This window comes from Bacteroides xylanisolvens, assembly GCF_018289135.1.
Taxonomy (GTDB): Bacteria; Bacteroidota; Bacteroidia; order Bacteroidales; family Bacteroidaceae; genus Bacteroides; species Bacteroides xylanisolvens.
Genome location: NZ_CP072216.1, coordinates 3,274,718 through 3,288,655 on the forward strand (window position 1 = coordinate 3,274,718; position 13,938 = coordinate 3,288,655).

Genomic DNA, 13,938 nt, shown 5'->3' on the forward strand with positions numbered 1-13,938 from the left:
CAGTTAGTTATTGAAATGTTTTTGTTGTAAAAGCAAAATGAGCCGGTATATCGCCTGCCCTGACTTTCCATCTTTTCTTTCCTTCAGGACTAAAACAATAGAGATAACCAGGCACAACATAACTTTTTGCATCTGTTACAAATATTTCTTTCGTCTCCGGGTTCACAGTCACCCCATACGGAATTGCTATTTCCGCCTCTGTTCCATCGGTTATAAAATTGCGAGAGACCATTTTATTTTGTTTCACGTCATAGAGAGCATAAGTAATTGTATTACTTTCTGTAACGTAACTCCATTCTACACTAGTCATGTAAATAGAGTCCCCACTTAAACACATTTCACTCGCGGCAATACCCAAGCTTCCTGTCACACAATCCGTTTGAGTATCTATAACAAAGACATTTGATCCGGTTCCATAATAATCCCCTCGCGAGCTAACATATATACGTCCATAACGATCCAACTTCATATGGTGAAGATTAATAGCTACATCAATTGTTTTAATAACCTGAAAAGTCTTCAAATCAATAACCGATACAGTCCGGTCATAATCAGGGAAACGATATCCGCCAGAATTGGCAACATAAAGTTTTCCATCCTTTATCACCATCTCTTCCGGTTGATAACCGACTACCACTTCACGGGTGATAGCTAAATTTGTCGTATCCACTTCAACCACTTTTCCCGGACGCGCATTGGGATCTATCCCAACAGGCCCCGCGTACGAACTGACATACGCCTTTCCATTACTAAAAGTGATATAACGGCAATTAACCACATCTATTTGCCCCAAATGTTGTGCAGTTTCCACATCCATCACCTCTATAAAATTGGAACAATTGATTACAGCATACAACTTGTCTCCATAAATCTGCAAATCATTTCCAACATCTCCCAGCTCCTTCACTACAGATGGATTCCGTTCAGCATAAATATTACGATGATACTTACCGGTAGTACTGTCATAAAAATCAAGTGTACACTTATTACTACCCATATTTCCTTCATTGAGAAGATACATTCCTTTAATATGAACACCCCCTAAAGGATCCTTACCGACTTCTATCTCATCAGACGGTAAAACCGGAAGCTCCCCCCGACAAGCCAGCAAACAGCAACTTGCTAATATTCCAAACAAGATGCGTGAAAAAATATTATTCACAATCATATAGTTAAGTTTAAAATGAATTTAAAGTTAGTTCCTGGCATCGGATAAGCCCTCACCACTTCATATTGTTGATTTAAAATATTATTGACTTCCAAAGCCAACTTGAAATCCTTCTTTTTCCAATTGAATTTCTTTGCCAGAGACACGTCACTTGTATACCAGGGAAGATAATAATTATGCGGAGTATTGGCCGAAATACCATAGCGCTCACCTATATATATAAAACTATAGTTTAGTTCCCATGATTTATATTCAGCATTTAGTATAGCCGAGCCACTATGCCAAGGTATATACGATATTTGTCCTCCATATGTATCCTCATCCAACTTATCAGTAAAATCCTGTGCTTTCTGATAAGTATATGATAAGCGGCTGTCAAAGGTCCAATTATCACCTAATTTCCAGCCTCCTTGTAAAACAACATCCACTCCTTTTATTTCAACAAGCCCCAAATTAATCATTGTCCAACGAAAGAAATTATTGGTAGGAGTAGCTATTATTTTATTTTCCACTTCATTATAATATGCATCCAACTGAACATTCAAGGCTTGCAACCATGTTCCGGTAAATAACTTCTGATAAGTGAATCCAATATTATACTGATTTGTATATTCTGGTTTTAATTTGATATTTCCTATGAATGTATAATACAAATCATTTAAAGTCGGCATACGAAATATCCGCTTATAAAAGGCACGCAAATTAAAATCAATATTCTTGAAAGGTTTATAGGAAGCGATGGCAGTAGGAGTAAATTCCATTTTATTCCCAGCTGAAGTAGTATCCGAAGCAACGTTCTCATGCACGAAAGTTCCCAAGACACTAGCCTGAAACTTAAAACGATCAAAATGCAAAGAGGTAGCCGCTGCCACCAACGTCGTATTTCGCCGTGGATAAGGGAAATCAGTCAGATTGGCATTCAACTTATTCCACTGGTAGTCCACTGAAAGATTTATATCCCAAAAAGGAAGAACAGTGACTCTATTAGCCATTGACAAGTAAACCTCCTGTTGACGATATGTATTATTTACATACATAGTAGCCTCCTCTTTTCTGGGATCTGCCAAATAGTGTAAATAATCATATGCATATTTGGTATTCAACAACAGACTATATGCTTCACCAAAATCTTTCTTGAAAGAAGACTGAAGAAAGAAATTGGTATCCCATTGGCGATCTTCATGTGAAAAACGATTCCGCACAACAGCACCGGGATACCCACGTTCTGAATTATAAAAATAAGCTTTTGTGCGCCAGTAACCGCCTTTTATTTTACCATATAAACCACCTTCCGTGCGTAAAGCATTCACATCGCCATTACGGCGGACTGCCCCGTAGTATCGTATCCCCCAGCTACTGCATAAGTAAATTTATACTTTCCGGTGGTATACATATATTCAGTACTAAGTGACGCACTTACATTCTCACTTAGTTTCTGTTCCCAAAGTAGAGATGGATTGACAACGCCAAAGGAACCTGTTTTAAAAGCAGCTTTTACATGATAAGCCTTATTCGCCTGAAAAACAGGCGTTCTCGACTGAAGATAAATAGAACCGGCAGAACCGAAATCTTTCGCCGGCTGGAAAATAGCACTTTTCTGCCCATTATATAAAGTAACGGCCTCCATATTATCCAAAGAAAAGCGTCCCAAATCAATCACTCCATTCTGTGCATTCCCCAATTCAATGCCATCATAGAACACTCCGACATGATTCGTCCCCATACTTCGGATATTTACGGTCTTCAATCCTCCTATTCCACCGTAATCCTTTATTTGTACTCCCGAAAAATAGCGTATGGCATCTGCAACCGAATGTACGGCTAATTTTTCTAACTTATCACCAGATAAAGACTGCACCGGAATCACTTCCTTATTAATTTTAGCAGTAATTACTACTTCATGAAGATGGTGTAAGCTATCCAGTTTACTTTGTGCTGATAGTAATAAAAACATGCTCAAAAAGCATCCTATCCAAAATACTCTAAAATGAATCTGCCTGAACATAATCCTCCTGTTTATTAATTTAAATAATAAACTTTCATAGGGTTACAGCAAGGATGCAATTTTCTACATACTCAAACCAATATACGTACTTCTCCCCCGTATAATGGAACATTCAAAAAGGCATATTTCTCCTTTCTGAAACTTCACATCAGCAATTAAAGATGTATTTTGAATTAAAAACTGCACTCTTCAAACTCTAATCCCGGAAAGTTTCAAGAATTCAATTTTGGCAGGTCTTCTGACTTACTCCATTTTCCTAACGCCCTTCCCATCTCTCCAAAGCGAGACAGTGGATTTGAGTATTGTAGGAAAACTTCTGGCGGAGCTTACAGCAGCGGGTCTGTTCAGGATTTACACCTGATTCCCTTTTCACCATTCTTCCGTAGCATCGGACGAATGACACCAAAATTTCTGCGGCAAAGATACATCAAATAGAAACAAATCAGAAGAAAATTCTAATGAAAATAAAAACAAACTAATAATTAGTCCTATCTTTGCCACTCGAGAGCATCCACTAATCTTTTTTCTAATTAAAATCTGTATAAAAGTGAAATCTCCAATCTCAACTATCGCGTTACTATGCCTCTTCTTTTTGGCAAGCTGTATATCACGTAATAAAACATCTCTGGAGAGATTCAATCAGGATATATATACTCCCGAATACGCTTCCGGATTTAAAATCCTGGGGGCAGACAATGCGGCCAGTACCCTCATTCAAGTTTCCAATCCATGGCAAGGAGCACAGGACGTAAAAATGTCCTATTTCATTTCGCGCAACGGAGAGCAAGCTCCTGCAGGTTTTAATGGTCCTGTCATTCCTGCCGGAGCTAGAAATATCGTATGTATGTCTTCTTCCTACATCGCCATGCTCGATGCATTGGGAGAACTCAAACGTATTGTCGGAGTATCCGGCATCAATTACGTGTCTAATCCTTACATTCTAGCTCACAAAGATTCAATCAAAGATATGGGAGCGGAAATGAATTATGAGTTGTTGCTGGGATTAAAGCCGGACGTCGTACTATTATATGGCATTGGTGATGCTCAAACAGCTGTTACAGATAAATTGAAAGAATTAGCTATACCTTATATATATATGGGAGAATATCTGGAAGAATCTCCACTAGGAAAAGCCGAGTGGATGGTTGTTCTTTCCGAATTGATTGACAACCGGAAGAAAGGGATTGAGGTGTTCCGGGAAATCCCGAAACGCTACCATGCCTTAAAAGCTCTCACCGACTCCATCAGCCAACACCCTACCGTTATGTTCAACACTCCGTGGAACGACAGTTGGGTAATGCCTTCCACCCAAAGTTACATGGCACAATTAATCGCAGACGCTGGAGCAGACTACATTTACAAAGAGAACAATTCCAACAGTTCAACTCCTATCGGCTTGGAAACAGCCTACGGACTGATACAAAAGGCAGATTATTGGATCAATGTAGGTTCGGTCACCACATTAGATGAATTAAAAGCTGTCAATCCTAAATTTGCAGATGCTAAAGCCGTCCGGGAAAAGACAGTCTACAACAATAACCTGCGACTGACATCGACAGGAGGCAATGATTATTGGGAATCGGCAGTTGTTCGTCCTGACGTGGTGTTGCGTGATCTGATTCATATTTTCCATCCGGAACTCGTTTCCGATTCACCTTATTATTACAGACACCTGGAATGAAACAATCCCGCAGACGTACCGCTCTATTATTCATCGCATTAGGAATAGTTGCCATTTTATTACTATTAATAGATATGGCAACGGGAGATACTTTCATCCCTATATCAAAGATATGGACAGTACTCACCGGGGGGGAATGTGACGAAACCACCCGCAATATAATTCTCTCCATCCGCTTTATCCGCGTCATAGTGGCTGCATTGATAGGTATAGCGCTTTCGGTTAGCGGTCTGCAAATGCAGACAGTCTTCCAGAATCCTCTGGCAGATCCTTACCTGTTGGGAGTGAGCTCCGGGGCGGGTCTTGGAGTGGCATTGTTTATACTAGGCGCCCCGCTTCTCGGTTGGACAGATTTTCCCTTTCTGCAATCAGTCGGTATTGTAGGTTCGGGGTGGATAGGGACTTCCGCCATACTGCTGGGAGTAGCCATCATTAGTCGAAAAGTAAAAAATATATTAGGTGTACTGATTATGGGAGTCATGATAGGTTACGTGGCGGGAGCTATCATCCAGATATTACAATACCTAAGTTCTGCAGAACAACTGAAAATGTTCACACTCTGGTCTTTGGGCTCACTTAGCCACATCACGACAGGGCAATTAACGATTATGATACCAGTAATATGCATAGGATTACTACTATCCATCGCCTGCATCAAATCACTGAATCTGTTGTTGCTTGGTGAAAATTATGCACGCACCATGGGAATGAATATCAAGCGCTCAAGAACGCTTATTTTTATATCTACAGCGTTACTGACAGGAACGGTCACAGCCTTTTGCGGTCCGGTAGGATTCATCGGGCTGGCTATCCCACATATCACACGGATCCTGTTTGACAACGCCGATCACCGGATATTGATGCCGGGTACGATGCTGACAGGGTTGATCGGGATGTTGATTTGTGACATCATAGCCAAGAAGTTTCTATTACCGGTGAATTGCATCACTGCGCTATTGGGTGTTCCGGTTATTTTATGGGTAATAGGTAAAAACTTGCGTATATTCAAATGATTCAACTAAAAGATCTGACATTAGGATACGAACAACGTATATTGCTGGAGAAAGTTTCCACCCATATCACGGGCGGGCAGCTTGTCGCACTGCTCGGACGGAATGGTACAGGAAAAAGCACGCTTCTCCGCGCCATCATGGGGTTGGAAACACCTAAAAACGGAGAAATTATCCTGCATGGGAAAAACATCGCTTCACTGAAACCGGAGAAATTAGCCCGGAAGATTAGTTTTGTAACCACCGACAAAGTACGCATTTCCAACCTGCGTTGTAAAGATGTAGTCGCATTGGGACGCGCTCCTTATACCAACTGGATCGGACAGTTACAGGCAGAAGATGAGAAAAGAGTGGTTACTGCCATGCATCTGGTAGGAATGTCCGATTATGCAGAAAAGACAATGGATAAGATGTCCGACGGAGAGTGCCAACGAATCATGATAGCACGCGCACTTGCACAAGACACACCTATCATTCTTCTTGATGAACCTACTGCTTTTCTGGATTTGCCTAATCGCTACGAACTCTGTCTGCTACTGAAAAAACTCGCACAAACGGAAGGAAAATGTATCCTGTTTTCCACACACGACCTGGACATTGCCCTGTCTCTCTGCGACACGATCATGCTGATTGACAACCCACAATTGTATAGTCTCCCCACAAATGAGATGATAACGAGCGGACATATAGAAAGACTATTCCGGAACGAGTCTGTGACATTTGATGCACAAGCTATGAAGATAATCATCAAATAAAAACAAAAGTTTACTTCAGACGGAGAAAGCAACTTCTCCGTCTAAGAACCTCCATGTCATTGAGCAGGATTCGGGCAAAGATAGCTTCCTCCTCTCAATAAAACTATGCTTTGGCTGTTTTCACTCCAAAAGCACAATAAGTCAAATAAAACACACAAGCTAAAGTGACAAAAACGCCTCCGATAACACCTACTGTTCCAATCGCAAACCCAATAACTGGAGTAACTACTCCGCCACCGGCAACAGCAGTAATCATCAACCCTGAAATTTGGTTTGCTTTTTCCGGTCTTGCCTGCAAAGCCATCGAATAAATGATAGAAAATACGGATGACGCAAAGAAACCGACAGCACCGATACAAATCAGATTTACCATATCGTTTTTCACAAAGGCCAGAATAAGCAAAGAGAAAATACAGGCAACAATATTCACACGGAAATATTTTATTTCAGCGATACGGGCCAACAAGAAAGCACCCAATAAAGCACCTACCGTACGACTTAAAAAATAAACTTGTGGAGCAAACTTCACTTGTTCTGTCGTCCAGTCAAAACGTTCTGCCATCAGTTTAGAACTGATAAAGTTGGTGGCAACATCTACCCCCACAATAAAGAAGATACCCAAAAACAACAACAGAATCGTTTTATCCTTCAACAAAGAAAAAGTATCACTGATAGAAAGTTGCTGGGTTGCAGCACTGGAATCTTCTCGCTTAACAGGGGTAGCCATCAACCAAACAGCGGATAATAATGTGATAAAACCTAATATCGGGAAGCAATAATACCATTTGTCGTCTCCAAAGTGAGCTACAGCCAACAATACAATCTCCGGTCCAACGAGAGAAGATACAGCTTTGATTACCTGCCCTGCCGTCAAGCTACTAGTCAATAAACGTTGGCTAGTTACCACATTACTTAACAACGGATTCAGTGAAACTTGCAGAATAGCGTTACCAATTCCCAAGAGAGCATAAGCTATCATACAAGTCGCGCTATTATAAACGATCAATGGTAATAACATACCCACTACCGTTATTCCCATACTAAGAAGAACTGTATTTTTACGTCCCCATTTGTTCATCTGATTTCCAATAGGAATACCTAAAAACAGGAACCAGATAAATACTAATGAAGGAACAAATCCCGTCATCACAGGAGACCAGTTGAAAGTACGTTGAACATAATCGGACGAAATGCCGACTATATCACAGAAGCCCATTACAAAGAACCCGAAGAGAACGGGAAGGGCGGCATAAATAGAGTTTTGTGTTTTCATGTTTAACTCACTATATTATAAAATGTAGAATCCCCGGTGCCATTGTCAAGCGACATCGGCACCGAGGTAAATAAGCTGTTTATTCAGAACAATGAGGCGGATTTTCCACTCCCCATTTTTCATTCGGTTGATTACCCATTGTGAGTTTCAATGTTCCACCTTTATAGAGTTCATCCCGGTACATCCAACATTGTTCCAGCGGTTTACCGTTCAACGTAGCAGATTGTACATAATAGGCATCCGGTGTATTACCAGTCGTTTCAATCACAAACGTTTTTCCCGTCGCATTCATCGGACTAAGTTTGATTTCAATCTTATCAAACAACGGACTGCCAATCTGGAAAGTCGGTCGTTCACAAGAACCGCCCTGTACATCGAACAATCCCATTGCCGCCATCACATACCAGGCTCCCAACTGTCCCTGATCTTCATCCTGACCGTAGCCATAACCATGCTCTCCGTTTGTTCCGTAAAACTCATCACAAATCAAGCGCGTCCATTTCTGTGTCAGGTAAGGTTTACCGGAGAAATTGAACAACCAAGGAATATGAAGACTTGGCTGATTACCATGATTGTAAGGGCTCTGTAAACCCGAGAAGGCATTTACAACCTTTCCACCGCCAAAGATCGACTTACGAGCTTCCGTAAAGATAGAATCCAACCGGTTGTTAAATTCATCCTTTCCAACCTTTTCAATCAAACGAGCCGGATTTTGTGGAACAAAGAAAGTATATTGCATCGCGTTTCCTTCCTGAAATCCTCTCCATGATTCCAATGGATTAAAGTTATCAATGAACTCACCACTAGGCACTCTCGGACGAATCATCTTCAACGAATCATCGAATAACTTCTCCCAACCGGCAGAAAGTTCCATCAAACGTTTATAATCCTCCGTACGTCCCAAGGCTTTTGCCCATTGAGCCACCGCATAAGCACTAAAACTATATTCCAATGTATGAGATACGGAGAAACTGGAACCTTCCGGATGGGTGCCGAAATGAACACTATTCTCATAAGGCACATAACCTTTTTCAACAAACTGTTTTACGTCCATTTTGCCCGCACCTTCAATACGTCCTTCCCAGCCCAGTTCATTCTTCAATGCTGCCTGATAAGCTGTTTCCACATCAAAATTGCGAATTCCACTGTTATAAGCACCTGCCAGAGTGATACTCACCATGTTGGTTCCTACCCCGGAAACATACTTACTGGTTGCAATACCATCACCCAGCCAACCAGCATCTTTATACACCAGCAACTGACTGTTTACAAAGTCATTATAATATTCCGGATATGCCAATGCCCAAAGAGAAGTAAGATTCCAGTAAGCTCCCCAAACCGCATCCGTATTATAATGATTATGTTCCGGTTTGCCATCTTTATTTAAAGGTATCTGACCGATAGTACCGTCATTTTTAGGATAAGCCCCGTTCACATCACTCGCGAGTCCTCTACCTAATAATGCATGATACAACCCAGTGTAAAATTTGATTTTGCTATCTTCCGTACCACCGGAAACCAATATGCGGCTCAAAGACTCATTCCATTTATCTGTGGTCGCTTTCATAGCCTCATCAAAAGTAAGGTCTTTCGCTTCTGATTCCAAATTCACTTTGGCATTTTCGATGGAAGTATACGACAGACCTATTTTTACATTGACTACTTCATCTTTCTTTGTTTTATAATTCAGACACATGATAGCCCCGGGCCCTTTTATTTCGTTACGAGCCGTTAAAGCACTATCCTGATAGAATACCTCGACAGATTCCGGCGCACGATCCAATTTAGCATAAAAATACATGGCAACGGAAGCGCCTGCCTGATATTTCTTCACGTATTCCGGTTCCGTAATCACGTAACCTTCAATTGTATTTTCATCTATCTGTTTGATATACGCATCACGCACTGCTCCACTTTCTCCCTGACGATTACCTATATTAAACAAAATATGGGCATTCTCCGACTCGGGAAATGTATACCGCTGAAATCCGACACGAGCCGTAGCGGTAAGTTCTGCCTTTACCTGATAATCCTTTAATAATACAGAGTAATATCCCGGACGAGCCGTTTCATCTTTCTTATCAAAACAGGAACGGAAACCTTTATCGGGATCTTCCAGTTTTCCGGGGTTTGTTTTTACTTCTCCCGTTACAGGCATTAATGCAATGCCACCTATCTGAAACTCATGCAGACAAGGAAAGCCATCAATAGAAGTATGACCGTCTTCATAACCTACGGCCTCCCAACCTTGATTGTTTCCATACGTACCGTTTGTAGATGCACCTAACTTAGCCAAGCCGAAAGGCTCCGCAGCCGGAGTATAGAAAAACCAACGACTATGTACAGTTCCGATATTAGGATTTACATATTCTACCAAATTGGGACGATCAGGTGTTTTGCACCCTACAACACCTGCCAAAATCAACAAGCTGCCTATCCATTTTAATTTCATCATTTATTTATTTTTTCTGTTTGTAACTTCTCCTTTAATCATCGCCACACGTGCATAATACTCCGGCACACACGAAGCATCCAATAACCATTTCGGCTTACGTTTTTCATCAGTCCGCCCTGTCCAGTCATGATACATTAGTCCCGCCTGATCACGCGCATGATCCCAAGCATAATCCAGTCCTTTTATCATCGTATCCACATATTTTGAATCCCCCGTAACATTGTACAGATCGTGATAACCTCTAAACAAAACCAAATTAAACCAAGGCAAATCTGCAATATAAGGAATACCGTCTTCCGTATACTTAAAAAACACTTTGTAGCTTCCTTCTGCCAGAAATTTAGCATTATCCAGATACGCCTGCTCACCCGTATAATTATATAAAGCTACAGCTGCTTGTAACAAAGTACCAGTATTGTAAGTATACAAATCCGGGCATACTGCCGAAGTCGTTGTTAACCATGAATTCCAAACGACTCCTCTTTCCGGATCTTTCAGATATTTATCAATCCAATGATAGAACTTCTTTCCCACCTCCAGATAATACTCATCTTTAGTTGCTTCATAAAGTTTTAAAGCCAACACCATCGCTTTTCCGTTAGAACAGGCAGGTTTCTGATCTTTCACTCCTTCCAGCCAGGAAACAGCTCCTTCAAAGTTCTCATCCCAGCCACTTAAAATAAAGGTTAATACCTGTTTCGCTTTCTCCAGATAATGAGGATTTTTAGTTACCAGGTAAGAATCAATATAATCAATCCCCACCAAACCATTGTCATCATAATAGCGGTCTACCTTTCCAAACTGAACAGGGTAAGCCTGATAACCAAAAGGAACACGCGCTGTATCATAGTAACACTCCATCGCCATCACCATCGAATCGACATAAACCGTATATTTCTCCGGTTCGATGGCAGCCATCAACACTGCCGAAGAAAAGACACCACTCATAGGCCACAGATAAGAAACTTCCTGCGCTTGCCGGGTGGAATCATTAAAATAAGTCAGATCAGGACGATGACTGCTTGGGTAATATTCAGAGAAGAGGCCGTATTTGGGAACCCTGTAGAGTTCCCAAACACGCTGAAACATTTCTTCTGCCTTATCTTTATTCGGAGTCGTTTTTGATTCTCCGGCACAAGAAAGAAGCACGAATACCGTCGATACAAATAAAGCTATATTTCTAATTTTACTATTCATATCCTATTCCTCTGTCACTGTTTCTCCTTTGTACAAAGCAATCATTCCCAAAGATTCGAGCGCAGCATCCTGCATCAACAACTGTTCAGCACGTTTTGGAGTTGCTCCTGTCCAGTCTTCATAGAACAGTCCGTTTGATAAACGGGCATTTTCGTATGCATAATCCAGGAAGTTGATGAATGTTTTGATATAATTACCTGCATTTTTATAATAAGGCTCAATATCAATAAATGCACGGATCAGTTTTGTTGTGAACCAAGGATCATGATCGGGATAAGCCAACGCCAACCCATTAAGCGGACGTACAAAATAATTATACGCACCTTCGGAAGAAGCAATGGCACTATCCAGATAAGTCTGTTTACCTGTTATTTTATATAGACGGACTCCGTTAGAAATCATTACACCTGTATTGTAAGTCCATTTTGTTTTATTAATGGATCCGTCTGCTTGTTTATCATTCCAGTAACAGCCATCCTCCGGATCACGCAAGTTAGTCAATGTCCAAGCATATAAACGTTTTGCCAAAGCCAACACATCCGCTTTTTCCTCTTGAGGACATACAGAATAATATTCAAGCAAGAATAGCGTTGCATATCCATTAGCGCATGTCGGTTTATTCGAATCACCAACTCCCTGCTGTCCTTTCTGGTCTTCATTCCACCAAAGACCTCCTCCAAACGTATCATCTTCACCAGCTTGCAGGAACTCAACGATTCTTTTAGCTTTCGTCACATAATCTTGATTATTTAGCAAATTAAAAGCCTCTACCAGTTCAATCCCCACAATAGAATTATCATCATAAAAACGTGTTCCACTACCGGTAGTACCATTGGTTTGAGAACCATAACCACCCACAGTTCCACTAGGAATACGATAATAAACTTCAAACCGGTCTACCATATCTGCATAATTCACATCATAACCTAAGGCATGCAAAGCTGCTGCTCCGGACACCAGTCCGTCATACGGCCACAAGAAAGAAGCGGAATTATCCCCGTCTTTCTTAGGATAATTTTCATTATACAGTCCTTCTGTTGTCCCACTATTGATCCGGTAGCACTGATTAATCAAGTCAAACTGCTCTTTGGCACGTTTATGATAAACGACCTCCTCTCCGGGTTCTGACGGAGCAATCGGTGTAGGCGGGATATATTTCTCTACGTCATCTCCGGCACAGGAGAATAATAGTGCCGGAAGAATAGCTAAAATAGTCTTTATCTTTTTCATAACTTAGTTTTATTAATTAATCGGAGTCACATTAGTAAATGTATGTATCATCAATCCATCCGAATTCGTATCGATAGTGATAGTCGCATGCGTATAATCCAGACTACCTTTCATTTTCCAAAGATGATCCCACTGACTCCATTGGAATTCATACAAAGCATAGAAAGAAGCAGGTTCTCCACCTACCGGACGTTCGGCACTCACGCCATCACCTCTACCCCAACACATATCACCACCATTTACTTTTGCTAAAAAGTAGTAACGTTCTTCTATCCAACTTAACCAATCAGGAGCACCGGTTTCCGGTTTGGACGGATCAAGGAATCGGATATCGCCCTCTCCCACAAATTTACCATCACCAGCATACTCTAATACAGCTATATCTCCAAATGTTGCTCCCCAAATACAACGAACAGAAGAACCGATTTTTTCCGTGGTCATTGCCATTGTATTAAAGTTCACTGTCAGACGGGTTACTTCTTCGGAAGCAGCGACTGCCGTTTCGCCCTCCCCTTCTCTTAACTTCGAGCTATCATCAATATAATAGCTGAATGTTTCACCTGTAGTAGCAGACTTAAATGATATATTTCCTGCAGATAACTTCGTATAAATCTGGAAAACGCCCTCTTCTACACAACGGAACGGAATTCCCCCCTGTCCACTGTTCTCCGTAGCCGAACCATATAAATACAATTCAGCCGGAATATTATCAATTCCCTCTCCACGAGTTACTGTGATGGTAGCCACCTTGTCGGTTCTCTTCACCACTCCACCTTTCGAAGCATTTACCGTCCATTTTATATCTCCGGTTTCCAAAGGATAAATGCCTGCATTTCTGGCAATCGTATTAATAGCCGCATGAGTGATTGACAAACTAGGTGTAGCTCCCAAATCACTTTTCACCGTAGCCAGCGGCTTTGAAAAATCACCGTCTGCCTTATCAAACAGCACCTCGTACAATACAATTCCGCCATCTGCCGCACCACCTCCTGACCACGACAACACAACAGGCGTTGGAGATGACACATTCAACTGGATAGAAGCAGGGGAACTTAATTCTGTAGGGACTGCAAAATCCGTGTTCAATTCATAATCTTCCTGACATGAAACCATTGCCAGAAGTACTGAACATATCCATAATATCTTTTTCATAATCATTCCTTT

Annotated in this window: 9 protein-coding genes, 1 pseudogene and 1 riboswitch; of the genes and pseudogenes, 3 read left to right on the forward strand and 7 right to left on the reverse strand. The window is 41.3% G+C overall.

The window, feature by feature from the left end:
• Window positions 1–7: 7 nt before the first annotated feature.
• A complete protein-coding gene (locus tag INE92_RS14000; protein WP_004313552.1) occupies window positions 8–1,168 on the reverse strand; it encodes a DUF5074 domain-containing protein in 1,161 nt (386 codons plus the stop codon).
• Window positions 1,165–3,173: pseudogene (locus tag INE92_RS14005) on the reverse strand (TonB-dependent receptor). The gene INE92_RS14000 and the pseudogene INE92_RS14005 overlap by 4 nt, the downstream one beginning before the upstream one ends.
• A 211-nt stretch (window positions 3,174–3,384) precedes the next feature.
• A riboswitch (cobalamin riboswitch) is annotated at window positions 3,385–3,595 on the reverse strand.
• A 125-nt stretch (window positions 3,596–3,720) separates the two neighbouring features.
• Between INE92_RS14005 and INE92_RS14010 the strand changes: the two are divergent.
• From INE92_RS14010 to INE92_RS14020, 3 genes are read left to right on the forward strand one after another with little or no spacing between them, the layout of a single operon-like run.
• Window positions 3,721–4,854 (forward strand): ABC transporter substrate-binding protein, encoded by a 1,134-nt coding sequence (locus INE92_RS14010; protein ID WP_008641097.1) that lies wholly within the window; start codon window positions 3,721–3,723, stop codon window positions 4,852–4,854.
• On the forward strand, window positions 4,851–5,867 hold the full coding sequence (locus tag INE92_RS14015) for a FecCD family ABC transporter permease (protein ID WP_008641096.1): 1,017 nt from the start codon (window positions 4,851–4,853) through the stop codon (window positions 5,865–5,867). Before INE92_RS14010 ends, INE92_RS14015 begins: the two co-directional genes overlap by 4 nt.
• Entirely contained in the window at window positions 5,864–6,619 is a 756-nt protein-coding gene (locus tag INE92_RS14020; RefSeq protein ID WP_008641095.1) for an ABC transporter ATP-binding protein, read from the forward strand. The genes INE92_RS14015 and INE92_RS14020 overlap by 4 nt, the downstream gene beginning before the upstream one ends.
• 103 nt (window positions 6,620–6,722) lie before the next feature.
• On the opposite strand, the gene INE92_RS14025 is transcribed toward INE92_RS14020, so the two are convergent.
• From INE92_RS14025 to INE92_RS14045, 5 genes are all read right to left on the reverse strand, one after another.
• Complete coding sequence (locus INE92_RS14025; protein WP_008641094.1) at window positions 6,723–7,892, reverse strand: MFS transporter; 1,170 nt, start codon at window positions 7,890–7,892, stop codon at window positions 6,723–6,725.
• Between the two features lie 79 nt (window positions 7,893–7,971).
• Window positions 7,972–10,347, reverse strand: coding sequence for a GH92 family glycosyl hydrolase (locus INE92_RS14030; protein ID WP_195436357.1), 2,376 nt, complete (start codon window positions 10,345–10,347; stop codon window positions 7,972–7,974).
• On the reverse strand, window positions 10,348–11,544 hold the full coding sequence (locus INE92_RS14035) for a glycoside hydrolase family 76 protein (RefSeq protein ID WP_195436356.1): 1,197 nt from the start codon (window positions 11,542–11,544) through the stop codon (window positions 10,348–10,350).
• A 3-nt stretch (window positions 11,545–11,547) separates the two neighbouring features.
• The gene (locus INE92_RS14040) at window positions 11,548–12,774 is read right to left on the reverse strand and encodes a glycoside hydrolase family 76 protein (protein ID WP_195436355.1); all 1,227 of its coding nucleotides are present in this window, start codon (window positions 12,772–12,774) and stop codon (window positions 11,548–11,550) included.
• A 12-nt stretch (window positions 12,775–12,786) separates the two neighbouring features.
• Window positions 12,787–13,926 carry a SusE domain-containing protein gene (locus INE92_RS14045; protein WP_195399421.1) on the reverse strand — a complete coding sequence of 380 codons (1,140 nt, stop codon included), beginning with the start codon at window positions 13,924–13,926 and terminating at the stop codon, window positions 12,787–12,789.
• Window positions 13,927–13,938 lie beyond the last annotated feature (12 nt).